We start from the raw sequence: 25,251 nt of genomic DNA, 5'->3' as shown, positions 1-25,251 counted from the left end.
TATGCCAAAGCGCAACGACATCAATCACGTCCTGGTTATCGGCTCCGGTCCGATTGTCATCGGTCAGGCTTGTGAGTTCGATTACTCCGGTACCCAGGCCTGCCGTGTCCTCAAGGAGGAGGGCCTGCGCGTAACGCTGGTTAACTCCAATCCGGCCACCATCATGACGGACCCCGAGTTCGCCGACCACACCTATGTCGAGCCCATCGAGCCTGAATTCATTGAAAAGATCCTCCTCAAAGAAAAGGAGGAAGGCCACCCCATCGACGCTGTTCTGGCAACGCTAGGTGGCCAGACCGCCCTCAACGCCGCGGTCCAGTTGGACCGCCTGGGCATCCTGAAGAAGTACGACATCGAGCTCATCGGTGCCGATATTGACGCGATCGAGCGCGGCGAGGACCGCCAGAAATTCAAGGACATTGTTGCCTCCATCGGCGGTGAATCCGCTCGCTCCCGCGTATGCCACACGATGGAAGAGGTCCATGAGACCGTAGCGGAACTCGGACTGCCGGTAGTGGTGCGCCCGTCTTTCACCATGGGGGGCTTGGGTTCCGGTCTTGCTTTCAACGAAGAAGACCTCGAGCGCATTGCTGGTGGCGGCTTGGCAGCGTCCCCGGAAGCCAATGTTCTTATCGAAGAGTCCATCCTGGGGTGGAAGGAATTCGAGCTAGAGCTCATGCGAGACGGCGACGATAATGTGGTGGTCATCGCTTCCATCGAAAACGTCGACGCGCTTGGCGTTCACACTGGTGACTCCGTGACCGTGGCCCCGGCCCTGACCTTGACGGACCGCGAGTACCAGAAGATGCGTGACCAGGGTATTGCCATTATCCGCGAGGTTGGCGTTGATACCGGCGGCTGCAACATCCAGTTTGCTGTGAACCCGGATGACGGCCGCATCATCACCATTGAGATGAACCCGCGTGTATCCCGTTCCTCCGCGCTGGCCTCCAAGGCCACCGGTTTCCCCATCGCCAAGCTGGCCGCCAAGCTGGCCATCGGCTACACCCTTGATGAGGTTCGCAACGACATTACCGGCGTGACGCCGGCTGCCTTCGAGCCGACGCTGGACTACGTCATTGTCAAGGCCCCGCGCTTTGCCTTTGAGAAATTCCCGGGTGCTGACGACACCTTGACCACGACGATGAAGTCCGTGGGCGAGGCCATGGGCATTGGCCGCAACTACATCTCGGGCCTCAACAAGGTCATGCGCTCCCTGGAGGGCAAGCCTGCCGGATTCTGGACCCAGCCGGACGAGTACTTCGCCGGCGAGCGCGCAACCGATCTTGACGCTGTGCTCAAGGATCTGGAACGCCCGACTGAAGGCCGCATGTACGATATCGAGCTGGCCTTCCGTCTAGGGGCCACCGTGGAACAGCTGTATGAACACTCGAACGTTGACCCCTGGTTCCTCGCGGAGCTTGAGGCACTCGTTCAGTTCCGCACCGAACTCGTTGAGGCACCGGTGCTCGATGCTGAGCTCCTGCGCCGCGCTAAGGTCTTCGGCCTGTCTGATGCCCAGATTGCCGCGCTGCGTCCGGAGTTCGCTGGCGAAGACGGCGTACGTTCCCTGCGCTGGTCCCTGGGGATTCGTCCGGTCTACAAGACGGTCGATACTTGTGCTGGTGAGTTCGAAGCTCAGACCCCGTACCACTACAGCACCTATGAGCTGGATCCCGACGCCGAATCCGAGGTCCGCCCGAGCGCGGACGGGTCCAAGGGAAAGGTCATCATCTTGGGCTCTGGTCCAAACCGCATCGGCCAGGGCATCGAGTTTGACTACTCTTGCGTCCACGCCGCACTGGAGCTCTCCCGTGAGGGCTACGAGACCGTCATGGTCAACTGCAATCCGGAGACGGTTTCTACGGACTATGACACCGCCGATCGCCTCTACTTCGAGCCGCTGACCTTCGAGGACGTCATGGAGGTCTACCACGCAGAAGCCCAGTCCGGAGAGGTTGCCGGTGTCATCGTTCAGCTGGGTGGCCAGACTCCGCTGGGGCTGGCAGAGCGCCTCACCGCTGCCGGTGTCCCGGTCGTCGGTACCTCCGCTGCCGCCATTGACTTGGCAGAAGACCGTGGTGAGTTCGGCAAGGTCCTTGCGGAAGCTGAGCTTCCAGCCCCAGCGTTTGGTACCGCAACGTCCTTCGACGAGGCACGCCAGGTTGCCGCAGGTATCGGCTACCCGGTGCTGGTCCGCCCGTCCTACGTCTTGGGCGGCCGCGGAATGGAGATTGTCTATGACGAGGACTCCCTGCGCGACTACATTGAGCGCGCAACTGAAATCACCGCGGATCACCCGGTACTGGTGGACCGCTTCCTCGACAACGCTATTGAGATCGACGTCGATGCACTCTGCGATGGCGAGGAAGTCTACCTTGGCGGCGTGATGGAGCACATTGAGGAAGCCGGTATTCACTCCGGTGACTCGTCGTGTGCACTTCCGCCGATGACACTCGGCCCGCAGGATATTGACAAGGTGCGTGAGTCCACGCGCCGCCTTGCTCACGGAATCGGCGTCAAGGGCCTCATGAACGTTCAGTACGCACTGAAGGACGACACCCTCTACGTCATCGAAGCCAACCCGCGTGCTTCTCGCACGGTGCCGTTCGTGTCTAAGGCTACGGGCGTACCGCTGGCCAAGGCCGCTGCACGCGTCATGCTTGGTGATTCTATTGCACAGCTGCGGGAGGACGGCATTATCCCGTCTAGTTACGACGGTGGCTCCCTTCCGCTCGAGCACCCGATCGCGGTAAAGGAAGCGGTTCTACCGTTCAACCGTTTCCGTCGCCCGGATGGCCGCCTGCTGGATACTTTGCTGTCTCCAGAGATGAAGTCCACTGGTGAGGTCATGGGTCTGGCCGATAACTTCGGCGCTGCCTACGCCAAGGGCGAGATGGCCGCGTTCGGTGAACTGCCGACCGAAGGAACCGTCTTCGTGTCTGTGGCTAACCGCGATAAGCGCACACTTATTTTCCCGATTCAACGCTTGGCCTACATGGGCTACACCATCGTGGCTACTGACGGTACTGCGCAGATGCTGCGCCGCAATGGCGTGGAGTGCGAGGTAGCTACCAAGGTGTCTGAGGCTGGGGACGGCCAGGAGTCCATCGTTGATGCCATCCTTGGCGGCAAAGTTGACCTCATCCTTAACACGCCAGCTGGCTCCGCAGGCGCTCGCCACGATGGCTACGACATTCGTGCCGCTGCAGTGTCTGTCGGCGTGCCGCTCGTGACCACTGTTCAGGGCGTGACCGCAGCAGTGCAGGGTATCGAGGCCCTGCGTCGAGGCGACCTGAAAGTTCGCGCACTCCAGGAGCTTGAGCATGCCCCAGCCAACTAAATCTACGGTGACCTTCGGCGAGAAAGCCGTTGCCGCTGGCCGCGAGCGTGGACGGCTGTGCGTCGGCATTGACCCGCACCCGCACCTGCTTGAGGCCTGGGGATTGTCTGCTGACGTTGACGGTCTTCGTACCTTCACCATGACCTGTGTGGAAGCCTTCGTGGATACCGCTGCCATGGTCAAGCCGCAGGTAGCTTTCTTCGAGCGCTGTGGCTCCCAGGGCTTCGCGGTGCTGGAGGAAGCTTTGGCTGCTTTGCGTGAGGGCGGTTGCCTCAGCCTGGCCGATGCCAAGCGTGGCGATATCGGCTCCACTATGGCTGGTTATGCCGAAGCGTGGCTGGGGGAGGACTCCCCGTTGCGTGCAGATGCGGTGACCGTCTCCCCGTACCTCGGCGTCGGTGCACTCAGCCCGGTCTTTGATGTGGCCGAGCATTCGGGTCGGGGAGTGTTTGTCCTAGCGGCAACGTCCAACCCAGAAGCGAAGGCCCTGCAATCGTTGAGCGTCGAAGGCCGTAGCGTAGCCCAGCGCGTCGTTGATGAGCTGGCAGAACGCAACGCAGCGGTGGCCACTCAAGGCGACGGTAATGAGCCGAGCGTCGGTGCACTGGGCGTCGTTGTAGGGGCAACGCTCGACACTCCGCCAGAGTTAGACCAATTGAACGGTCCGGTTCTTTTGCCGGGCGTGGGTGCTCAGGGAGCTACGCCTGCAGATGTTCAAGCGCTGACCAAGGCAGCGCCGGAGTTAGGCTTTGCCAACGTGTCACGCGCAATTCTTTCGTGCGGCCCGAAGGTCGATGACCTGCGGAAAGCGGTAATAGAGACGGCGGCAGAGTTCCGAGATTAAGTTAACGGCGTGCCCAATTAACGAGCGCGCCGTTTACCTGGTATTTTGTTTAAGGCATGTGCGTTGACGTGCAGGAACCTTTAAAAGAAGGGGACCGGGTTACGTCATCGCGTACAGACCAGTGCTAGGATTGCCAGAAGTCGGTTCGTGGAGGTAGCAAAAGCTATCTCCCGCTGGGGAAATCATGCCCCTGAGGACCGAGATTCTGGTGCCAGCCATCAGATGAAAATGTTCACACTAATGAAATCGGAGGAAACCCGTGGCCCTTCCCAAGTTGACTGATGAGCAGCGCAAGGAAGCTCTCGCAAAGGCCGCTGAGGCCCGCAAGGCACGTGCTGAGCTCAAGGCTGCGCTGAAGCGCGGCGAGACCAACCTGCAGGACGTTCTGGAGAAGGCTGAGACCGATGAGATCATCGGCAAGACAAAGGTCTCCGCTCTCCTCGAGGCCCTGCCGAAGGTGGGCAAGGTCAAGGCTAAGGAAATCATGGAGGACCTGGAGATTGCTCAGACCCGCCGCCTGCGTGGTCTGGGTGACCGTCAGCGTCGCGCCCTGCTCGAGCGTTTCGGCTACGGCGAGTAAATAGCGCAATGGCTGACGAAACTGCACGCGGACGCCTGGTTGTTCTGGCCGGGCCGTCTGCAGTGGGTAAGTCCACTGTGGTTTCGCGCCTGCGCGACGATGTCGACAACCTCTACTTCAGCGTCTCTATGACGACGCGCCAACCCCGTCCTGGCGAGACCGACGGGGTTGACTATTTCTTCGTCACCCCGGAGGACTTCCAGGAACGTATCGACGCCGGAGACATGCTCGAATGGGCAGAAATCCACGGCGGCTTGCAGCGTTCCGGCACGCCGGCACAGCCGGTCCAGGAAGCCTTGCAGGCTGGCCGTCCGGTGTTGGTGGAGGTTGATCTTGCAGGCGCCCGCAACGTCAAGGCGGCGATGCCGGAGGCAGAAACCGTGTTTCTTGCCCCACCCTCATGGGATGTTCTCGTTGAGCGCCTGACCGGGCGGGGAACGGAACCCCAGGATGTCATCGACCGCAGACTGCAGACTGCAGAGACGGAGCTTGCCGCGCAAAAGGAGTTCGACCACGTCGTAGTCAACAATGAACTCGATGAGGCCGTAACTGCTATTAGTGCTATCCTGCGTGGATAGACCAAGATTTTGACCATCTACCAACAGTAAAGGTGCATGTGACCAACGTGACCACACCTGCTAATTCTGAGGCCGTAAAGCCTGAGCCAGTTTTCGATCCGCCAACGGGTATTACTGACCCGCCGATTGATGAGCTGCTGGATAAGGTCTCTTCTAAGTACGCACTGGTGATCTTCGCCGCGAAGCGAGCGCGTCAGATTAACAGCTACTACCAGGAACAAGACGAAGGCGTCTTCGAGTTCGTTGGACCGCTGGTGACCCCGGAGCCGGGTGAGAAGCCGCTGTCCATCGCCCTGCGTGAGATCGAGGCCGGTCTCCTCGACCACGAGGAAGGCAACTAGGCTCTACGCGGGTTAACGCGTCGACTGACTGTGTCTCGTGGCTTCCGGGCCTGCCGGGCCGGGGGATTGACCGCCGGGCGATTGAACACAGTGAATTGTCTTCGATACCCACCCATGCATCTTGAAGGAAGCATGGGTGGGTTTCCTGCGTCTTGGGTAACATCGTCCGGGTGAAGGACGTACAGGAAACCCCAGACATGACCAGTGCCCACCGTCGCATCCTTGTCGGTGTGGCCGGCGGCATCGCCGCATACAAAGCCTGCCACCTCATTCGTGACTTCAAAGAGCAAGGCGATGATGTTCGCGTCATACCTACTGAATCTGCCCTGAATTTTGTCGGCGCGGCCACCTTCGAGGCTCTATCAGGCAACCCGGTCTCGACTTCTGTGTTTGATGCGGTGGATGAAGTTCAGCATGTGGCTTTGGGCCAGCAAGCAGATGCCGTCGTTATCGCGCCAGCAACGGCGGATCTCATTGCACGGCTAGCCTGTGGCCGTGCGGATGATTTGCTCACTGCATCCGTACTCGTGGCGACATGCCCGGTCATCGTAGTTCCCGCGATGCATACTGAGATGTGGCTGAATCCGGCAACACAAGACAACGTGGCAACGCTGCGCCGCCGTGGGATTACCGTTATGGAACCCGCACACGGACGTCTTACTGGTAAGGACACTGGTGCTGGACGGCTTCCGGAGCCGAACCAGATCGCCGAATTTGCACGTACCGTCATGGACGGCCATCAGGTTCCTTTCGACTGGCAAGGCCGCAAGGTTGTCGTTTCCGCCGGTGGCACCCAGGAGAATCTGGATCCAGTACGGTTCCTTGGTAACCGTTCATCGGGCCGCCAAGGCTTTGCATTAGCGGAGATTGCCGCACAGCGCGGGGCTGATGTCACAATCGTTGCGGGAGCTACTGAGGATCTTCCGGTTCCCTCCGGTGCCGACGTAGTACGCGTGACCTCAACACGCGATATGGAGGCTGCCATGAACGAGCATTCCGCAGATGCCGATATCGTCATTATGGCCGCCGCGGTAGCGGACTATCGCCCAGCACACGTGGCCGATTCCAAGATGAAAAAAGGTGCTGCTGACGAGGATTTGGCGCGACTCGAGCTCGTGGAGAACCCAGATATCCTCAAAGGCCTCGTGAAGCGACGCGACAGTGGAGAAATCAACAAAGACGCCGTCATTGTAGGCTTCGCTGCCGAGACCGGCGATGACAACACAAGCGTTCTTGAGTACGCCCAGCAGAAGTTTCACCGGAAGGGCTGCGATGTCCTTATGGCCAATGAAGTGGGCGAAGGCAAGGTCTTTGGACAACCCACTAGCGCGGGGTGGATCCTTCGGCGCAATGCTGAGCCGGTAGTGGTGGAGCACGGCAGCAAACAAGTAGTGGCGGCGCAGATTCTTGATGCAGTGAATGAAATACTTCCGGTGTAGCGGTCATTCTTGCAGCTGTAGACCGCTTGGTCTACGATGGGCTGGTGTCAACGCGCCGCTACTTCACGCTGGGATCTACGTACCAGCCTCTCAACCCATCTCACGGCGCGCGGAACTAGCTTAAGGACAATGTGTGACTGAATCAGCTACCCAGGCAGTACGCCTCTTCACCAGCGAATCCGTGACAGAAGGTCATCCGGATAAGATTTGTGATGCGATCTCGGACGCCATTCTTGACGCCCTACTGGAGGTCGACCCCGATGCCCACGTCGCCGTCGAAACGATGGTGACCACGGGCCAGGTCCATGTCGTGGGCGAGGTCCGCACCTCCGGCTATGTCGAAATCCCTCAGATTGTTCGCAAGACTCTCGTGGACATCGGATTCACCTCGTCTGATGTGGGCTTCGATGGCCGTACCTGCGGCGTCAACGTCGCCATCGGTGAGCAGTCTCAGGAGATCGGCGCCGGTGTGGATGCCTCCACCGAAGTTCGTTCCGGTGACTATGAGGATGATGACCAGTACGGTGCCGGCGATCAAGGCCTCATGTTCGGCTATGCCACTAACGAGACGCCTGAGTTTATGCCGCTGCCGATTTCCACCGCTCACCGCCTATCCCGCCGTCTGACCCAGGTGCGTAAGGAAGGAATTATTCCCTCCCTGCGTCCCGATGGCAAAACTCAGGTGACCTTTGCCTACGACGAGGACGATGTACCGACCCGTCTGGAAACCATTGTGATCTCTACCCAACACGATCCGGACGTTACGCAGGAATGGCTCACTGAACAGCTGCGTACGCACGTGGTGGAATGGGTTATAGATGATGCCGAGTTGGGCAAGTACTACACCGATGACACCGAACTGCTCATCAACCCGTCTGGTTCCTTCATCTTGGGTGGTCCCATGGGCGACGCTGGACTAACTGGCCGCAAGATCATCGTCGATACCTATGGCGGCATGGCCCGCCACGGCGGCGGCGCGTTCTCCGGCAAGGACCCAAGCAAGGTGGACCGTTCTGCTGCCTACGCAATGCGCTGGGTGGCTAAGAACATCGTGGCGGCCGGTCTTGCTGACCGCGCCGAAGTTCAGGTGGCCTATGCCATCGGTCGTGCGAAGCCGGTAGGCCTCTACGTCGAGACTTTTGGCACGGCTAAGAACGGGTTGACCGACGGAGCCATTCAGGCCGCTGTCAACAAGGTCTTTGACCTTCGACCGGCTGTCATCATCCGCGATTTGGACCTGCTGCGCCCGCTCTACAGTGCGACTGCCGCCTACGGCCACTTCGGCCGAACCGACGTCGACCTGCCGTGGGAGGACACCTCCCGCGCTGAAGATCTACGCCGCGCTGCCGGCCTGTAGAATCGGGCACTATGCCCAAGAAGACACCCGCCGCCCATCAACCGGTCGGGCGGGTGTTGCCTTTGTTGGGGGTAGCACACCTGGACCGTACCTTTGATTACCTCATTGATGAGGCAGATTCAGAGGCAGCGCAACCGGGTGTTCGCGTGCGCATCCGCTTTAACGGGCGGCTGGTTGACGCCATCCTTCTCGCCCGCGGTAGTGATTCAGAATTTGAGGGATCGCTGCGCTATATTGACCGAGTCATTTCGCCGTACGCGGTATATACGCCCGTCATGTCAGCATTAGTGGATTCTCTAGCAGCCCGTTATGGCGGGGTGCGTTCTGACATTATTCGTACGGCTATTCCGGCACGTCATGCGAAGGCGGAAGAAGCCGATCTTGAGACGCCGTGGGAAGAGTTAGGCAGCATTGAGCACCCAGATCTTTCTGCGTGGTCACGGTATGAATATGGTGAGTCCTTCGTTGACTCGGTTCTAGCTGGGCACATCGCTCGTGCTGCCTGGCAAATAGCGCCTGGCGCAGATTGGGCTGAAGCACTCGCAGCTCTCGGCACCAGCGTGGCGATCAAGGGCGGGGGAGTGCTCATGGTCGTTCCTGACCAGCGCGACCTCGACCGGTTGGAAAAGGCCTTCCGTCAGTATGTCTCCGCCAAGCAGGTTACTGTGCTTGCTCACAGCACTGGCCCCCAGGCGCGCTATCGGCGCTACCTTTCTGCGCTGACTGGTCAATCCCGCATTGTCATTGGAACGCGTTCGGCGGCTTTTGCTCCTGTCAAAGACTTACAGCTTGCGGTCATCCTCAATGATGGTGACGATAACCTCGTGGATAACCTTAAGCCCTACGTCCATGCTCGCGAGGTACTCAGTACGCGTTCTGCGCACGAAGGCTGCAGCTTCATTGTGGCTGGTCATTCGCGTACCGCTGAGGTTCAGCTCTTAGTGGAGTCTGGGTGGGCCCACAACCTCGTCCCCACAGAAGAGGCGCTTAAAGCCTCCCGCCCTGACATCGTCCCGGTAGGTGCCTTCGGAGTACAACTCGCTAGGCACATGCAGGGAGGAACCACCTCGGTTTCTGGTCCAGCTTTCCAGGCCACGCGAGCTGCCCTCGACCGTGGCGAGCCTGTCCTCGTTCAAGTGCCGCGTAAAGGTTACGCACCAATCCTTGCCTGCGGGCAGTGCTCTTCCCCGGCGCGCTGCCGGCACTGCAACGGCCCGCTGGGTCTTCCCGCCGCCGGAAGTACCAACTCCCAGTCGGCGTCTTTGCCTACCTGCCGTTGGTGTGGGCGAGTGGACACACACTATCGCTGTTCCGAGTGCGGCTCACCGCGTCTGCGCGCCATCGTGCTGGGGTCCGAGCGCACAGCGGAGGAGCTAGGCCGCGCCTTCCCCCAGACTCGTATTATTCTGTCGGGTGGTTCGAAGGTGGTCGATGAGATCCCACAAGGGCCGGCTCTCGTTATTGCAACACCCGGTGCGGAACCTTATGTGGCGGACAACGGTCATTATGGTGCAGCATTACTCGTGGAGACTGGTGCGCTATTGGGCCGCCAGGATCTGCGCGCAACGGAAGATACCCTGGCTAAGTGGGCTGCCGCGGCGAGTCTCGTCTGCCCAGCGGAAGCTGGTGGTGTGGTCATTGTGGCGGCTGACGAACAGCTACCACTCGTGGGCTTCTTTATGAACTGGGACATGGTGGGTGCTGCTGCCGCAGAGTTGCATGCACGTCGGGAGGTGCGTTTCCCACCCGCAGTGCATATGGCAGCTATCGACGGCGCTGATGCTTCCTTGGCTTCCTTCCTTGAGCTGGTAGAGCTCCCGGAACATGCTGAGCTTCTCGGCCCCGTGCCCTTGCCGCCTGGTGTGAGTCTGCCGGGCGACTATGACCGCGAGCGCGGCGGCGAGCCTCAGCGCTTGCTCTTGCGCACCCCTCTAGGGCCGCGTTCGGAACTTGGAGTGAGGTTGCGTACCGCGAACGCGGTGCGCAGTGCACGCAAAGATGTGTTGCCGCTACGTATCGCCGTCGATCCCATCAACATTGGTTAGGCAGCACGCACGAGGGGTACCTCGTCGGCGCGGATGGTGCGCGGTGAACTATTGTCGGTCAAGAACATCCCAACGACGAGGAGTACTCACCATGACTGTGCGCGAGGTTCGCCTATATGGCGATCCCGTCCTGAATACCCGTGCCGAGGAGATTACCGAGTTCGGGCCATCCCTCGAGCGCCTCGCTCAAGACATGCTTGAGACGATGGAGGATGCCGGTGGAGTGGGCCTTGCTGCTAACCAAATTGGCCTGACCAAGCGCATCTTTGTCTTCGATTGCTCGCATTATCAAGATGGGCTTCGTGGGGCCATTGTCAATCCAGAATGGGACGCCATAGGTGAGGATACCCAGCTAGGAACCGAGGGCTGTTTGTCCATCCCGGGCATCTCGCAGCCAACTGAGCGCTACAACACGGTCCGAGTGCGCGGCTTCGATCCCTCAGGACGGCCCTTGGCGATGGTGGCGTCAGGCCTTATGGCGCGGTGTATTCAGCACGAGACCGATCACCTTGACGGCGTGCTTTTCCTGCAGCGCTTGAGCAGTGAGCTACGGAAGGAATCTATGAAGACCATCCGAGAATCAGACTGGTTTAACGCGTAATACACAACCGCATTCGCGAACCAAATACGTTTACTAGAAAGGTACGAGTCTTACAGTGCGCATCATTTTCGCCGGAACCCCCGAGCCAGCCGTTGTGGCGCTGGAGAAGCTCATTGCTTCCCGTCACGAGGTCGCTGCCGTCATTACCCGCCCAGATGCCCGCCGCGGTCGTGGACGCACGCTCCATCCGAGTCCGGTCAAGGCTCTGGCGGAGAAACATGGCATTGAGGTGCTGACACCAACCACGCTGAAGCCGGGGACCGAGGACGGCGATGCCCTTCGCGCACGTCTCGCCGAGCTTTCTCCCGAGGCTATCCCCGTTGTGGCCTATGGCAACCTCATTACTGAAGACCTTCTCCAAGTTCCAGCCCACGGTTGGGTTAATCTGCACTTCTCCCTGCTACCCGCATGGCGCGGCGCGGCCCCGGTACAGGCCTCCATTGCTGCCGGCGATGAGGTCACTGGCGCTACCACCTTCCGCATCGACAAGGGGCTTGATACCGGTGACATCCTTGCCACCTTGGAGGAGCGCATCCAGCCCACCGATACCGCAGATGATTTGCTCACACGCCTTGCCTACGCAGGGGCGGACCTTCTCGTGGAGACGATGGATGGCCTCGAGGACGGCAGCATTTCCCCGAAGCCGCAGGAAGGGGAAGCGACGTACGCGCACAAGATTGCTACTGAGGATGCCCGGATTGAGTGGGCAGCGCCTGCCGACGTCATCGACCGCCACATCCGCGCTCACACTCCAGGTCCAGGTGCATGGACGCTGCTGGGCGAGTCCCGCCTTAAGGTCGGCCCTATCAGCCTGGCTGATGGTGAATCGGGCGCGTCTGCGTTGCGCCCAGGCGAGGTCCGAGTAGGAAAAAAGGAGGTCCTCGTCGGCACGGGCAGCACCGCAGTGCGCCTGGGACAGATTCAGCCACCAGGAAAGAAGATGATGAACGCCGCCGATTGGGGCAGGGGATTGAGCAGCCAGATGGCCAAGGATGAACAGGATGAGGTGACCTTCTCGTGAGCGGAGGCTTCAGATCTCGCAGCAAGTCCGGTGACCCCGCTGATCGCGGACAGAAGAACCACGACAAAAAGCGTCGTGGAGGCACGCAAAAGCGTGCCTCCACGCGCCACAACAATCGAGGCACCGCTGCGGGGCGCCGAAATGATCGCGTTCGCCCCACAGACTCGCTGATTCAAGCCGCGCGCCGCAGCGGTGTCGATGTCCCGCGCGCGGTGGCATTCGACGTGCTGCGTCGCGTGGCTGCCGATGACGCCTTTGCCAACCTCACACTGCCCAAGGCGCTCAGCGCGAACAAACTCACTGGACGCGATGCGGCGTTTGCTACAGAACTTACCTACGGGACCCTGCGTACCGAAGGCGTACTCGATGCAGTTATCGCTCAGTGTGCTTCCCGGGGGCTCGATGCGATGGCGCCGGAGGTGCTGACTGCGCTTCGTTTGGGTACGTACCAGGTGCTCTATACCCGTGTAGAGGCGCATGCTGCAGTCGATACCACCGTGCGCCTCGTCGAGGCAGCTGGCCACGAGAAGGCCAAAGGTTTTGCCAATGGCATCATGCGCACCATCACGCGCACTCCGGCAGAAGAGTGGCTGGAACAGCTGACACCAAGTGGCGAGATTGCAGCGCGTGCCTTCCGCCACGCCCACCCCGAGTGGATTGCCCACTCTTTCGCGCGAGCTTTAGGTGACTCGGAGGAGTTGGAGAAAGCGCTTGAGGCTGATTCCCAGCGGCCCATCGTGCACCTCGTAGCACGTCCAGGGGAGATAACGGCAGAAGAGCTCGCGCTCATGACCGGCTGTGAGGAAGGCCAGTATTCGCCGTACGCGGTGTATTTGGAACACGGTGACCCCGGTTCCCTGGAACCCGTGCGCCAAGGCATGGCGGCGGTACAGGATGAAGGTTCGCAGCTTATTGCACGCGCAGTCACGGAAGCTCCCTTGATTGGTGATGACACCGGCCGTTGGCTGGATCTCTGTGCCGGACCAGGTGGCAAGGCTGCGCTCATGGGGGCGATTGCCCGAATCGACAGCGCTACTGTCGACGCCATCGAGGTCTCCCCGCACCGAGCAAAGCTCGTCGAAAAGACCGCGAGGGATCTACCGGTGCGGGTGCATACGGCCGATGGCCGCTCGCCCGGCCTCGAGCCAGGGTATGACCGCGTTCTTGTCGACGCCCCCTGTTCCGGTCTCGGAGCCCTGCGTCGCCGACCAGAAGCTCGATGGCGCAAGTCTGAGTCCGATATTAAGGACCTCACCTCACTGCAGGCAGAGCTTCTCGAATCTGCACTCAACCTGGTTCGCCCGGGCGGCGTTGTGGTCTATTCGACGTGTTCGCCAGACCTGCGCGAAACCCGCGAGATTGTCGACGCGGCCGTCGCCCAGCATGGCGAGGGGGCAGCGTTGCGCATTGAAGAGCTCGATGCGCGCCAGCTTTTGCCGAACATGGGCAATGTGGGCAGCGAACTGTCCGCACAGTTGTGGCCCCATCGCCATGGCACAGACGCCATGTTTTTCGCAGTCCTTCGTCGACTCGCGGACTAGAAAGGACGAAGGGACTAGGCTATGTGACATGTCTGCAGAAAAGTCTGGTCCCATCATCGCCCCGTCCATTCTGGCCGCCGACTTTACCCAACTCGGTGAGGAAGTCCGCGCAGTAGCCAACGCGGACTGGATCCACGTTGACATTATGGATGGTCATTTTGTCCCCAATTTGTCTTTCGGCCCGGACATCACCGCCACCGTGGACGGCATCACGACGCAAACCCTCGACGTGCACCTCATGATTGAGGAGCCAGAGAAGTGGGTCGAGACCTATGCCAAGGTCGGCGCTGATTGCATCATCTTTCACGTTGAGGCTGTCGCCGACAAAGACGCGGCTTTAACGCTTGCACAGAAGATTCGGGACCTTGGCGTGCGTGCAGGATTCTCCATCAAACCTGGCACCCCGATTGAACCGTGGTTGGATTCTTTGGAGCACTTCGACGAGGTTCTCGTCATGTCCGTGGAGCCGGGCTTTGGCGGTCAAAGCTTTATGCCTGAGCAACTCGATAAGGTCCGTACGCTGCGCCGGGCCATTGATGAGCGCGGTCTTGATGTTCTCATTGAGATCGACGGTGGCATTTCTGCCGAAACCATCCGCCAGTCCGCAGAAGCCGGATGTGATGCCTTTGTGGCGGGATCTGCCATTTACAAGCAAGCGGATAAGGCCGCTGCTGTCGATGAGCTGCGCCGCCTAGCCACGCTGTAACCAGAGCTTTGATTGAGAATGCAGTGCGCCTGGCCATGACAGCCGGCGCCCAAGCACGAGGCACCACCAGCCCCAATCCACCTGTCGGAGCGGTCATTGTGGATGCCGCCGGTGAAATTGCCGGCGTGGGCCACACGCAGCCGCCCGGCGGCCCCCATGCGGAGATTATGGCGCTCACGGCGGCAGGGGAGAAGGCCCGCGGCGGGACCGCCGTGGTGACGTTGGAGCCCTGCAACCACACCGGGCGTACGGGCCCGTGCGCGCAGGCGCTTATCGACGCCTCCCTGGGCAGTGTGTACTTCCTCCATCCTGATCCCACTCCCAAGGCAAGGGGCGGTGCCGCCGCACTAGCAGCGGCCGGTATCACCGTCGGCACGGTTGAGGCGCCCGCAGGGGTCGAGGATGTGCTCATTCCCTGGCTCACTGCGATGGAGCTGGGCCGGCCACATGTCACGCTGAAGTTTGCTCAAAGCCTCGACGGCTTTACCGCTGCTGTTGATGGCACAAGCCAGTGGATTACGGGTGCTCGGGCCCGCGAACACGTCCATATCGATCGCACTCGGCGCGATGCCATCCTCATCGGTACCGGCACGGCGTTGGCCGATAACCCTTCGCTCACCGCGCGCTACCCGGACGGTGGATTGCGGGATAACCAGCCGCGGCGTGTCGTGGTGGGACGTAGGGACGTCGCCAAGCACGGCGCTCACAACCTCGCACGTCTAGGTTTCGAGCAATACGCCACGCCTCAGGCAGCTCTGGCTGAACTGTACGCCAGTGGTGCCCGTGACGTCCTCGTGGAAGGCGGAGCCGGACTTGCTTCCAGCATGCTGGAGCTCGGGTACGTCGACTCGATCCAGGCCTACCTGGGCAACGTCATCCTCGGTGAAGGCACTGGTGTGCTTAAGCACGCGGCCGCATCGACGCTGGCAGAAGCGCCGCGCTGGTGCCGTCACTCGGTCAAGGTATTAGGCGATGACGTGCTTATTGAATATCAGAGGAAAGGATAGAGACTCGGTGTTTACAGGACTTGTAGAAGAAATTGGTCGCGTGGAAAGCGTGGAGCACCAGGGCGATGCCGTGCGTCTCGGCATTGCTGCGGCGGTGGTTTTAGACGACGCCCAGCTTGGTGATTCTATCGCGGTCAACGGTGTGTGCCTGACCGTAGCGGAACTTGGCGAGGGCACCTTTATCGCCGATGTCATGCAGGAATCCTTGGATCGCAGTTCACTGGGAGAACTAGAAACTGGCTCGGCGGTCAACCTCGAGCGCGCGGTTCTACCCACAACGCGCCTTGGCGGACACATTGTGCAAGGGCACGTGGATGGAACGGCACAGTTGCTTTCTCGAACCCCATCAGAGAATTGGGAAGTTCTGCGCTTCAGCCTCCCGCAGGATCTAGCGCACTACGTGGTGGAGAAAGGTTCCATTGCTGTGCAAGGCACCTCGCTGACTGTCTCGGCAGTGGGAAAGGTCTACTTCGAGGTCTCACTCATCCCGACCACTCTGCGCGATACTGTATTCGGTTCCCTGGAGCCTGGGGCAACAGTAAACCTGGAAGTTGACGTGGTCGCTAAGTATGTGGAGAAGATGGTTTACCCCAACGGCACTGCGCATTCTGCTGAGGGATAGAGTTAATCCTTATGACCGCCGCAGATTCAACCTTCACTCTAGATAGCGTCGACCAAGCCATCGCGGACATCGCGGCCGGCAAAGCTGTCATCGTCGTGGACAACGAGGACCGCGAGAACGAGGGTGACCTCATCTTTGCCGCTGAGTTGGCTACTCCAGAACTCGTGGCCTTCATGGTGCGCTATAGCTCCGGCTATATTTGCGCACCACTCCTGCCGGAGGAATGTGAGCGGCTCAACCTGCCGCCGATGATGGCCGTGAACCAAGACGTGCGTCATACCGCTTACACGGTGACGGTGGACCTAGCCAACGGTTCCACGGGCATTTCTGCCACCTCGCGCTGCGAGACGATTCGTGCGTTGGCGGACCCTACCTCGGAACCTGCAGACTTTACCCGGCCCGGACACGTGGTTCCTCTCGCAGCACGCCCCAACGGTGTGCTTGAGCGCGATGGTCATACCGAGGCATCCATCGACCTGGCCCGCCTCGCAGGGCTGCGACCCGCAGGTGTTTTGTGTGAGATCGTGTCCGAAGAGGATCCGACCGATATGGCGCGTTCCCCGGAGCTGCGTCGCTTCGCCGATAAGCACGGCCTGACGATGATTTCCATTGAGCAGCTTATTGACTGGCGTCGCCACCACGAGCAGCACGTCACCCGCCAGGTAGAAACTCGCCTGCCCACTGAGCACGGCGAGTTCAGGGCGGTGGGTTACCGGAATGACGTCGACAAGCACGAGCACATAGCACTCATTGTCGGTGACCTCGACGATTACGCCGGTGCCACCGATGTGCCGGTGCGTGTGCACTCGGAGTGTCTTACTGGCGATGTTTTCGGTTCCCAGCGCTGCGATTGCGGTCCACAGCTGCAGGAATCCCTGCGTGCGGTGCAGGAGGCAGGACGGGGCATTGTTATCTACCTGCGCGGCCAAGAAGGGCGCGGCATTGGGCTCATCAACAAGCTCAAGGCCTATAGCCTGCAGGACGGCGGTTTGGATACCGTCGACGCCAACGTCGAGCAAGGCCTGCCGGAAGACGCCCGCGAATACTCCGTGGCCGGACAGATCCTGCGGGATCTCGGCGTTTCTTCAGTGAACCTGCTCACCAACAATCCGCACAAGGGCGAAGGCCTGCAGGGCTTTGGCATTGATGCCTCTGCACGCACCGCTTTGGCTACCCCGGCGACGGAAGACAACATCGCCTACCTGCGCACCAAGCGCGACCGTATGGGCCACGACCTGCCACAGGTGGCAGAGTGGGACAAGAAGCACTCTTAAACGTTCACGACTTCAAGGTTCACAAAGGAGCACACAATGAGCAAAGACGGCCTTCCTACTCCAAAGAATGTCTCCGGTGAGGGCATCCGCGTGGCTGTGGTGACGGCGACGTGGAACGAGGAAATCTGTGATCAGCTGCACCGCCGCGCTATTGAGACCGCTGAAGAAGCCGGCGCGGAAATCACCGCTGTGCGCGTCGTCGGCGCGTTGGAGCTGCCCGTGGTGGTCCAAGCTGCGGCACGCACGCACGATGCCGTCGTTGCGCTCGGATGCGTTGTCCGCGGTGGGACCCCGCACTTTGATTACGTGTGTGACTCGGTAACGCAGGGCCTCACACGCATTGCTCTCGATGAGTCGACGCCGGTAGGCAACGGCGTGCTCACCGTTAACGAGTATGACCAAGCCGTCGACCGCGCAGGTTTTGAAAGCTCCGCCGAAGACAAGGGCGCGGAATCCATGCACGCAGCTTTAGAAACCGTGCACACCTTGCGTACACTAAACGAGTCGACCCCGCAGTAGCCCGCAGTAAGTAGGCCACGCGGCGCTTGCTGTCACAAGCCGTGACAAGATACGTCGAGAAGCGGGAGTGATACATGGATGGAGGACTCGATGACGGACCCACAGGTTCCTTCGGAGAAGCAGCCGCTCGCTGCTCGCCCCGAACTGAGCGATGAGCAGGTGTTGGCCTATACCAGTGCCGATCCCTTTGCGAAGACGTCGACGAAGCCCTGGGAATACGAGGCCCGTTCACCTTTCCTTCGTAAGGTAGCGATCGTCTGGGTCATCCTTGTCATGGCGGCGCACCTCTTCATGGGCTTCACCGTCGGCTTGTCTTTTACCGGTGCCAGCGTGACCACCATTGATAAGTTTGCTTTCCCTGGCGTCGGCGTGCTGATTTCTGTGCTGTCCTGGTTCGCCCTTACCCGTCCGCGCCTCCGCGCCAATTCTGACGGAGTGGAGGTTCGCAACATTGTGGGTACGCGTTTTTACCCCTGGCAGGTGATTTATGGCCTGTCCTTCCCGGAAGGTTCGCGCATGGCTCGCATCGAGCTGCCGGACTTCGAGTACGTTCCGGTGTGGGCGCTGCAATCCGGCGATAAGACTGACGTGATTCCGAAGGTGCGTTCCTTCCGCGACCTTGAAGCCCGCTACATGCCGCAGGATGACTAGTGGCTGATCCCACGACCTACCGCCCGGCTCCTGGAAGCATTCCTACGGACCCGGGCGTCTATAAATTCCGGGATGAGAACCGCCGCGTTGTCTACGTGGGCAAGGCAAAGAACCTCCGTGCACGGTTGTCCAACTACTTTCAGGACATCACGCAACTACATCCGCGGACCCGCCAGATGGTTTTAACCGCTGCGTCGGTGGAATGGACCGTGGTGGCCAGCGAAGTGGAAGCACTCCAGCTGGAGTACACGTGGATTAAGCGCTTCGATCCGCGGTTCAATGTCATGTACCGCGATGATAAGACCTACCCCATGCTCGCGGTTTCGGTGGGAGAGACCATCCCACGCGCGTTCTTCTACCGTGGCCCGCGCCGCAAAGGCGTACGCTATTTCGGCCCGTATTCACATGCGTGGGCGGTGCGGGAGTCGCTCGATCTTCTTACCCGCGTCTTCCCCATGCGCACGTGTGCCAAAGGCGTGTACAACCGCCACGAGCGCCTAGGCAGGCCGTGTTTGTTGGGGTACATCGGCAAGTGCGACGCGCCCTGCATTGGCCGGGTCAGCCCTGAAGAACACCGCGAGACGGTGAACCAACTCATGAGCTTCATGAACGGCAACACCGCGCCCGTGCGCAAGCGGTTGACGCACGAGATGGAGGAAGCCTCGGAAAACCTAGAGTTCGAGCTGGCCGCACGGCTTCGTGATGACTTGGGAGCGATTGACAAGCTCATGGAACAGCAGGCCGTGGTGCTCTCTGATGGCACTGACGCCGACCTCATTGCGTTTTGTTCGGATGAGCTTGAAGCCGCGGTGCAGATTTTCCATGTGCGTGCCGGCCGCATTCGCGGCCAGCGCGGGTGGGTCGTAGAGCGATCAGGCGATCAGGCCACAACGGAGCCCATCGAGGAAGGCAAACCGGATCCCGGCCTGCCGGCACTTATCCAGAATTTCCTTGTGCAGTTCTATTCCGATGCCGTTGACAGGCAGCGCCAAGAAGCCGCTGAGGACGCGAAACTGGAGCGCAGAGGAGTGGACCAAGAGTCCCACACCGAAATGCATCGCGGCAACCCTATACCGCGTGAAATCCTGGTGCAGGTCCCGCCGGAGGAGGCCGAGCAAGTCACGATCGTTTTGGAAGAATTACGCGGCGCCCACGTAGACCTGCGTGTCCCGCAGCGCGGCGATAAGCGCGCACTCATGGAGACCGTGGAGCGCAATGCCAAGGAACAGCTGCGTCAGCACAAGCTCAAACGCGTAGGCGACCTCACCGCACGGTCGGCAGCATTGCAGGAACTGCAGGAGGCCTTGGGAATGGACTCCGCACCGCTGCGCATCGAATGTACGGATATCTCACACATCCAAGGCACCGACGTGGTGGCTTCTCTCGTTGTTTTCGAAGATGGACTCCCACGCAAGTCGGATTACCGCCGGTACCGCATCAAAGAAGCCGCCGGTGATGGACACTCGAATGACGTAGCCTCCATTGCCGAGGTCACTCGACGCCGTTTTAAACACCACCACGATGACAAACGTGCCGTGCCTGATGAGGAGCTGGAGAACTCCACATTTGCTGAGGAACGCGTGCGTGAGGAATCCGCCAGCACGTCGACCCGCAGCATCTATCCTCCACAACTCTTTATCGTCGATGGTGGCGCGCCCCAGGTTGCTGCTGCCCAGGCGGTCTTTGATGATCTGGGGATTGTCGATGTCACCCTGATTGGCTTGGCTAAGCGTCTGGAGGAGATTTGGGTTCCCGGTGACGATGAACCAGTCATTCTTCCACGTAGTTCACAGGCGCTATTCCTCCTTCAGCACCTGCGTGATGAGGCACACCGCGTGGCTATTACCTATCACCGTCAGCAGCGCTCAAAGCGGATGCGGACATCGGTGCTTGACTCCATACCGGGCTTGGGACCGCAACGCCGCACTGACTTAGTTAAACACTTCGGATCCGTGAAAAACCTCAAGGAAGCCAGCGTGGAGGATATCGCTGAGGTCAAGGGTTTTGGCCCGAAGCTCGCGCAGACGGTGTACGACCACTTGCAGAAGTCCTAGATATCTCTAGATATCTACTGGGCCGCTCATCGCTCCGCACGAAGTTGCACCTCCGTCACGGTATCGTTGCCGTATTCACACCGAATCTTCAGGTGAGGTGGTAAGAATAGAGGCCATGACGTTGTTTGATTCCCCGCCCATTTTGGTGACCGGCATGTCCGGTGGAGGCTTAACCTCGGCAGCCAAGGTGTTGGAGGATAAAGGCTACTACGTGGCCCACAACATTCCGCCGAAGGCCATCGTTGACCTGCTGAAACTTTGTGCACGCCCCGACTCGCCCGTGACCAAAATCGCGGCGGTGACGGATGTGCGCTCCCGCATGTTCCCGGGTTCCCTTCCGGAGACACTCGACGAGCTGGCAGCACTGGATATGAAACCCACGCTGCTCTTCCTCGATGCACGCGATGATGTCCTTATCCGCCGTTTTGATTCGGTGCGTCGAACGCACCCGCTCCAGGATGGTGAGACCCTCAAGGCAGGTATCCAGCGTGAGCGCGTGGCGGTTCAAGACATCCGGAACCGTGCGGACATCATCATCGATACGACCAATCTGTCCATCCATGATCTGCGCCGAGCCATCGAGGCATCGTTCGGCGAGATGGGGCATGAACGCCAGCACGTAACGCTTGAGTCTTTCGGCTTCAAGCATGGCTCACCGCGTGATGCCGATCTCGTCGTGGATGTGCGGTTCCTTCCCAATCCTTATTGGGTTCCGGAACTGCGCGGCTACCGGGGTACGGACGAGCCGGTGGCTGACTATGTGTTGTCACGTGACGCGGCGCAGCCTTTCATCCAGAACTTCATTAACATGCTTGATTCGATGCTTACTGGCTACCGTCATGAAGGAAAGAACTTCATCACGGTAGGCATTGGGTGTACCGGTGGTCACCACCGCTCCGTTGCAATTACTGAAGAAATCGCACGCAGACTGCGCGAGCGCGGTGACATCGACGTCAGCACGCTGCACCGCGACATCAATCGCGATTAATTTCACTCTCTCTCACACATCTCACATCGAAAGCCGGTACTTACGTGACCCCAGCTCCTTCCCATATGGCCAGCCTTGGCGGTGGCCATGGTCTTTACCAAACCCTGTTGGCAGCTCGCCGCACAGGCGCCGAGGCAATCTCTGCCATCGTGACAGTGGCGGATGACGGCGGTTCTTCCGGTCGGCTTCGCCGTGAACTCGACATCATTCCACCCGGGGACCTGCGCATGGCATTAGCAGCGCTGTCGAGCGATTCCGAGCAAGGTCAGCTGTGGGCGACTACCTTGCAGCACCGTTTCGGCGGCAATGGTGCCATGGCTGGCCACGCCGTGGGCAACCTTCTTATCGCCGGTTTGAGTGACGTGCTAGGCGATTTTCAGGCCGCGCTAGATGCCGTAGCTAAGCTCACAGACTCCGCCGGGCGCGTGCTTCCGTCCGTCAACCTTCCGCTCAATATTGAAGCGGATGTAGCCGGGCTTGACGACGACCCCCGCGTCATGCGCTCCGTTCGCGGTCAGGTCGCCGTTGCCTCGACGGTGGGGCAGGTACGCCGCGTGCGCATCATCCCGGAACGTCCGGATGCAAACCAAGCAACGCTCGATGCTCTACATGAGGCGGACATGATCACGTTGGGGCCTGGGTCGTGGTTTAGCTCTGTCTTGCCCCACGTTCTGGTTCCGGACATCGTGGAAGCCATTACCTCCTCTGACGCGTTGCGCGTTGTCGTGCTGAATCTGTCGGCCGAGCCAGGGGAGACCCAAGGTTTTTCTGCTGAGCGTCACCTTCACGTACTGGCACAACATGCTCCGAATCTGCGTGTCGACCGCGTCATCGTCGACAGTGAAAGCCTGCCGAATGAATCCGAGCGCGTGTTTGTCCAACGTGCTGCAAGCGTCTTGGGCGCAACGGCAGTCTTCCGCGACGTGTGCCAGATCGATGACAACGGGCAGATCCTTAATAAGCATTGTCCGGATAAGCTTGCTGCGGTGTTTAACGAGCTCTATAACGAGTACGTTGGCGAGGCTGAATAGCCGCGGCGTGGACTAACTATTAGGTCCGGCAGCACGGTGCGGTAGGCCCCTGTCGTGCGCGTGTGCACGACTCGCACGTTAAACTATGGGGCACTCACAGCCGCATGGCGGCATCAACAGTCGAAAGGGGAGACACGAGGTGTCTGCGTCATTGACCAATCAGGTCAAGGAGGAGCTAACGGCGGTTTCCGTACCGCGACAGTCTGCCCGCGCGGCAGAAGTTGCCGCTATCTTGAGGTTCGCCGGTGAGCTACACGTTACTGGCGAGCGCGTGACCTATGACGTCGAGCTGGAGTCGAGCAAGGTGGCCGACCGCCTCGTCACCGCTCTTGATGAGCTGTATTCCATCACCGCCACGACGAACTTGGCGGGCCCTGCGTCCTCGTCAAAAAAGAACCGCATTCAGGTGCGGATTACGTCTGGGGCGAAGGAACTGACCCGCCGTCTCGGCCTCGTGACGCGTTCTGGCCACCCAGTAGTGGGCCTGCCACCGCAGGTAATCTCCGGCTCGATCGCAGACAATGAGGCTGCGTGGCGTGGAGCATTCTTGGCTCAGGGCTCTCTTACTGAGCCGGGCCGTTCTTCGGCTCTGGAAGTTACTTGCCCCTGCCAAGAGGCAGCACTGGCGCTTGTGGGTTGTGCTCGTCGCCTGGGAGTGTCGGCTAAGACGAAGGAAACTCGCGGTGCGGACCGTGTCGTGGTGCGTGACGGCGACGCTATCGGCGCACTGTTGACCCGTATGGGCGCGCAAGAAACGCGCTTGACATGGGAGAAGAAGCGTATTCAACGCGAAGCTCATGACACGTCCCGTCGTCTCGACAACTTTGACGATGCCAACCTGCGTCGCTCGGCACGTGCGGCTGTCACTGCGGCTGCCCGTGTAGAGCGTGCAATGGTGATTTTGGGCGATGACGTGCCTGAGCACCTAGCGGATGCAGGCCGTTTGCGCGTTCAGCACCGTGAAGCCTCCCTGGAAGAGCTAGGCCGCCTAGCAGACCCGCCGATGACCAAAGACGCGGTTGCAGGCCGTATTCGACGACTGCTGTCCATGGCGGATAAACGCGCGAAAGAGCTAGGGGTCCCCGACACAACGAAGTCCGTAACCGAGGACCTTTTCAACGATGCCTAAGGAATGTTAATGCCCGTTCGGACATTAGTCTGACGGATTTTTGAGAAGCCACCCTGAATGTATGTCTGGGTGGTTTCACTAGTTTTTGGTTGGGTGACATATCCCACTATGAGTCAACACTATGCAACATAACCCCACACGAACGGTCATATCTGCAGGTGTAACGGATTATACGTTCCCCGAGCTCCCAAAAGCAGCTCCACCGGTGTACGCCTCTTTTGGACGCGCTGCTTGAGCGGTGGCTGAGGGAGCTACGGACCTGTGCGAAGGTCAGAAACCGTGGGTAGTATCGGCCGTGTTGGGAAAACCGTCGACGTCACGAGAGAGTGGCCGCCTATCGGAAGTCCCCACGCAGAACTTCACTCGATTATTTGAGGAGACATTACAGTGACCATTCGCGTAGGCATCAACGGCTTTGGCCGCATCGGCCGTAACTTCTTCCGTGCAGTTGCACAGGGCAACAACGACCTTCAGGTCGTCGCCGTCAACGACTTGACCGATAACGCTACTCTGGCAAACCTGCTCAAGTATGACTCCGTTCTCGGTCGCTTCGATGGCGAGATTGAGCACGACGATGAGTCCATCACCGTTAACGGTCACCGTGTTGCAGTGTCCGCTGAGCGTGACCCGAAGAACCTGAACTGGGCTGAGCACAACGTTGACATCGTCATCGAGTCCACCGGTTTCTTCACTGATGGTGAAGCAGCAAAGGCACACCTCGAGTCTGGTGCCAAGAAGGTCATCATCTCTGCACCAGGCAAGAACGTGGATGCTACCTTCGTCTACGGTGTCAACTCTGATGAGTACGATGCTGACAACCACAACGTCATCTCGGCAGCATCCTGCACCACCAACTGCCTCGCTCCGATGGCTAAGGTTCTGCACGAGAAGTTCGGCATCGAAAAGGGCCTGATGACCACCATCCACGCTTACACCGGCGATCAACGCATCCAGGATGCCCCTCACCGTGACCTGCGCCGTGCTCGCGCTGCAGCCGTGAACATGGTTCCGACCTCCACCGGTGCAGCCAAGGCTGTCTCCCTCGTTCTCCCGGAGCTGGAAGGCAAGCTCGACGGCTACGCTATGCGCGTACCGACCATCACCGGTTCCGCTACCGACCTGACCTTCCAGGCTTCGCGCGACGTTACTGTCGAGGAAATCAATGCTGCTATCAAGGAGGCTGCTACCGGCGAGTTCGGTGAGACCCTGGGCTACACCGAGGACCCGATTGTCTCCACCGATATCATCACTGACCCGCACGGCTGCATCTTCGATGCTGGCATGACCAAGGTGTCCAACGGCAACTTCGTCAAGGTACTTGGCTGGTACGACAACGAGTGGGGCTACACTTCCCAGCTGGTTCGTGTCACCTCCCTGGTGGCTTCCAAGCTCTAAAGCTTCGGCGCCTTTAGATGACCACAGTGATAGCGCTGTGACTACTCCGGCCCATGCGCCACGCCCTTTCTATCGTGGCGTGCGCTGGGCCGGTCGTCGTCTGTGGGGGTGACGAGGATGCACCCTCCCACACTTCTTAACTGAATACCTCTAACCTTTAGCTTGAACATTGACCATTAAAGGAG

At 59.8% G+C, this 25,251-nt stretch carries 22 protein-coding genes; all 22 read left to right on the top strand.

Annotation, left to right across the window (positions count from 1 at the left end):
- The first annotated feature begins 1 nt into the window (after position 1).
- Entirely contained in the window at positions 2-3,343 is a 3,342-nt protein-coding gene (carB, locus tag I6J72_RS05100) for a carbamoyl-phosphate synthase large subunit (protein WP_204100143.1), read from the top strand.
- Positions 3,327-4,187, top strand: a complete 861-nt coding sequence (gene pyrF, locus I6J72_RS05095) for an orotidine-5'-phosphate decarboxylase (protein ID WP_204100142.1) — start codon at positions 3,327-3,329, stop codon at positions 4,185-4,187. Before carB ends, pyrF begins: the two co-directional genes overlap by 17 nt.
- A gap of 259 nt (positions 4,188-4,446) precedes the next feature.
- Positions 4,447-4,767, top strand: coding sequence for an integration host factor, actinobacterial type (gene mihF / locus I6J72_RS05090; RefSeq protein ID WP_039675208.1), 321 nt, complete (start codon positions 4,447-4,449; stop codon positions 4,765-4,767).
- A gap of 8 nt (positions 4,768-4,775) precedes the next feature.
- On the top strand, positions 4,776-5,345 hold the full coding sequence (gene gmk / locus I6J72_RS05085; protein WP_070671123.1) for a guanylate kinase: 570 nt from the start codon (positions 4,776-4,778) through the stop codon (positions 5,343-5,345).
- 38 nt (positions 5,346-5,383) lie between these two features.
- Positions 5,384-5,686 (top strand): DNA-directed RNA polymerase subunit omega, encoded by a 303-nt coding sequence (gene rpoZ, locus I6J72_RS05080; protein ID WP_039675212.1) that lies wholly within the window; start codon positions 5,384-5,386, stop codon positions 5,684-5,686.
- Between the two features lie 197 nt (positions 5,687-5,883).
- A complete protein-coding gene (gene coaBC, locus I6J72_RS05075) occupies positions 5,884-7,125 on the top strand; it encodes a bifunctional phosphopantothenoylcysteine decarboxylase/phosphopantothenate--cysteine ligase CoaBC (protein WP_204100448.1) in 1,242 nt (413 codons plus the stop codon).
- Between the two features lie 133 nt (positions 7,126-7,258).
- Entirely contained in the window at positions 7,259-8,482 is a 1,224-nt protein-coding gene (metK, locus tag I6J72_RS05070) for a methionine adenosyltransferase (protein ID WP_115021977.1), read from the top strand.
- An 11-nt stretch (positions 8,483-8,493) separates the two neighbouring features.
- Positions 8,494-10,527: a primosomal protein N' gene (locus I6J72_RS05065; RefSeq protein WP_204100141.1), complete on the top strand. Its 2,034-nt coding sequence runs from the start codon at positions 8,494-8,496 to the stop codon at positions 10,525-10,527.
- Between the two features lie 91 nt (positions 10,528-10,618).
- Positions 10,619-11,128, top strand: coding sequence for a peptide deformylase (def, locus tag I6J72_RS05060; RefSeq protein WP_204100140.1), 510 nt, complete (start codon positions 10,619-10,621; stop codon positions 11,126-11,128).
- A 55-nt stretch (positions 11,129-11,183) separates the two neighbouring features.
- Entirely contained in the window at positions 11,184-12,149 is a 966-nt protein-coding gene (gene fmt, locus I6J72_RS05055) for a methionyl-tRNA formyltransferase (RefSeq protein ID WP_204100139.1), read from the top strand.
- Positions 12,146-13,690, top strand: coding sequence for an RsmB/NOP family class I SAM-dependent RNA methyltransferase (locus tag I6J72_RS05050; protein ID WP_370552157.1), 1,545 nt, complete (start codon positions 12,146-12,148; stop codon positions 13,688-13,690). Before fmt ends, I6J72_RS05050 begins: the two co-directional genes overlap by 4 nt.
- A gap of 28 nt (positions 13,691-13,718) precedes the next feature.
- Positions 13,719-14,396: a ribulose-phosphate 3-epimerase gene (rpe, locus tag I6J72_RS05045; protein ID WP_204100138.1), complete on the top strand. Its 678-nt coding sequence runs from the start codon at positions 13,719-13,721 to the stop codon at positions 14,394-14,396.
- 35 nt (positions 14,397-14,431) lie between these two features.
- Entirely contained in the window at positions 14,432-15,403 is a 972-nt protein-coding gene (ribD, locus tag I6J72_RS05040; RefSeq protein WP_204100446.1) for a bifunctional diaminohydroxyphosphoribosylaminopyrimidine deaminase/5-amino-6-(5-phosphoribosylamino)uracil reductase RibD, read from the top strand.
- A gap of 7 nt (positions 15,404-15,410) precedes the next feature.
- Positions 15,411-16,025 (top strand): riboflavin synthase, encoded by a 615-nt coding sequence (locus tag I6J72_RS05035; RefSeq protein WP_204100137.1) that lies wholly within the window; start codon positions 15,411-15,413, stop codon positions 16,023-16,025.
- Positions 16,026-16,036: 11 nt separating this feature from the next.
- On the top strand, positions 16,037-17,299 hold the full coding sequence (locus tag I6J72_RS05030; protein WP_204100136.1) for a bifunctional 3,4-dihydroxy-2-butanone-4-phosphate synthase/GTP cyclohydrolase II: 1,263 nt from the start codon (positions 16,037-16,039) through the stop codon (positions 17,297-17,299).
- Positions 17,300-17,335: 36 nt separating this feature from the next.
- Positions 17,336-17,818 (top strand): 6,7-dimethyl-8-ribityllumazine synthase, encoded by a 483-nt coding sequence (gene ribH, locus I6J72_RS05025; RefSeq protein WP_070671144.1) that lies wholly within the window; start codon positions 17,336-17,338, stop codon positions 17,816-17,818.
- 90 nt (positions 17,819-17,908) lie between these two features.
- Complete coding sequence (locus I6J72_RS05020; RefSeq protein ID WP_204100135.1) at positions 17,909-18,469, top strand: PH domain-containing protein; 561 nt, start codon at positions 17,909-17,911, stop codon at positions 18,467-18,469.
- A complete protein-coding gene (gene uvrC / locus I6J72_RS05015; RefSeq protein WP_204100134.1) occupies positions 18,469-20,523 on the top strand; it encodes an excinuclease ABC subunit UvrC in 2,055 nt (684 codons plus the stop codon). Before I6J72_RS05020 ends, uvrC begins: the two co-directional genes overlap by 1 nt.
- Before the next feature lie 106 nt (positions 20,524-20,629).
- Positions 20,630-21,511: an RNase adapter RapZ gene (gene rapZ / locus I6J72_RS05010; RefSeq protein WP_204100445.1), complete on the top strand. Its 882-nt coding sequence runs from the start codon at positions 20,630-20,632 to the stop codon at positions 21,509-21,511.
- A 65-nt stretch (positions 21,512-21,576) separates the two neighbouring features.
- Complete coding sequence (yvcK, locus tag I6J72_RS05005; protein ID WP_204100444.1) at positions 21,577-22,542, top strand: uridine diphosphate-N-acetylglucosamine-binding protein YvcK; 966 nt, start codon at positions 21,577-21,579, stop codon at positions 22,540-22,542.
- A gap of 139 nt (positions 22,543-22,681) precedes the next feature.
- Positions 22,682-23,671 carry a DNA-binding protein WhiA gene (gene whiA, locus I6J72_RS05000; protein ID WP_204100133.1) on the top strand — a complete coding sequence of 330 codons (990 nt, stop codon included), beginning with the start codon at positions 22,682-22,684 and terminating at the stop codon, positions 23,669-23,671.
- 387 nt (positions 23,672-24,058) lie between these two features.
- The gene (gap, locus tag I6J72_RS04995; protein ID WP_115022004.1) at positions 24,059-25,066 is read left to right on the top strand and encodes a type I glyceraldehyde-3-phosphate dehydrogenase; all 1,008 of its coding nucleotides are present in this window, start codon (positions 24,059-24,061) and stop codon (positions 25,064-25,066) included.
- The last annotated feature ends 185 nt before the right edge of the window (positions 25,067-25,251 follow it).

This window comes from Corynebacterium sp. FDAARGOS 1242 (assembly GCF_016889985.1).
Classification (GTDB): Bacteria; Actinomycetota; Actinomycetes; order Mycobacteriales; family Mycobacteriaceae; genus Corynebacterium; species Corynebacterium minutissimum_B.
This window is presented reverse-complemented; position numbering and strand designations above follow the sequence as displayed.

Coding starts and splice junctions, on each gene's coding strand:
- coaBC (WP_204100448.1), top strand. CDS start 5,884: ATGACCAGTGCCCACCGTCGCATCCTTGTCGGTGTGGCCGGCGGCATC.
- ribH (WP_070671144.1), top strand. CDS start 17,336: ATGAGCAAAGACGGCCTTCCTACTCCAAAGAATGTCTCCGGTGAGGGC.
- gmk (WP_070671123.1), top strand. CDS start 4,776: ATGGCTGACGAAACTGCACGCGGACGCCTGGTTGTTCTGGCCGGGCCG.
- ribD (WP_204100446.1), top strand. CDS start 14,432: ATGACAGCCGGCGCCCAAGCACGAGGCACCACCAGCCCCAATCCACCT.
- rpe (WP_204100138.1), top strand. CDS start 13,719: ATGTCTGCAGAAAAGTCTGGTCCCATCATCGCCCCGTCCATTCTGGCC.
- pyrF (WP_204100142.1), top strand. CDS start 3,327: ATGCCCCAGCCAACTAAATCTACGGTGACCTTCGGCGAGAAAGCCGTT.
- I6J72_RS05065 (WP_204100141.1), top strand. CDS start 8,494: ATGCCCAAGAAGACACCCGCCGCCCATCAACCGGTCGGGCGGGTGTTG.
- I6J72_RS05030 (WP_204100136.1), top strand. CDS start 16,037: ATGACCGCCGCAGATTCAACCTTCACTCTAGATAGCGTCGACCAAGCC.
- carB (WP_204100143.1), top strand. CDS start 2: ATGCCAAAGCGCAACGACATCAATCACGTCCTGGTTATCGGCTCCGGT.
- yvcK (WP_204100444.1), top strand. CDS start 21,577: ATGGCCAGCCTTGGCGGTGGCCATGGTCTTTACCAAACCCTGTTGGCA.
- I6J72_RS05020 (WP_204100135.1), top strand. CDS start 17,909: ATGACGGACCCACAGGTTCCTTCGGAGAAGCAGCCGCTCGCTGCTCGC.
- def (WP_204100140.1), top strand. CDS start 10,619: ATGACTGTGCGCGAGGTTCGCCTATATGGCGATCCCGTCCTGAATACC.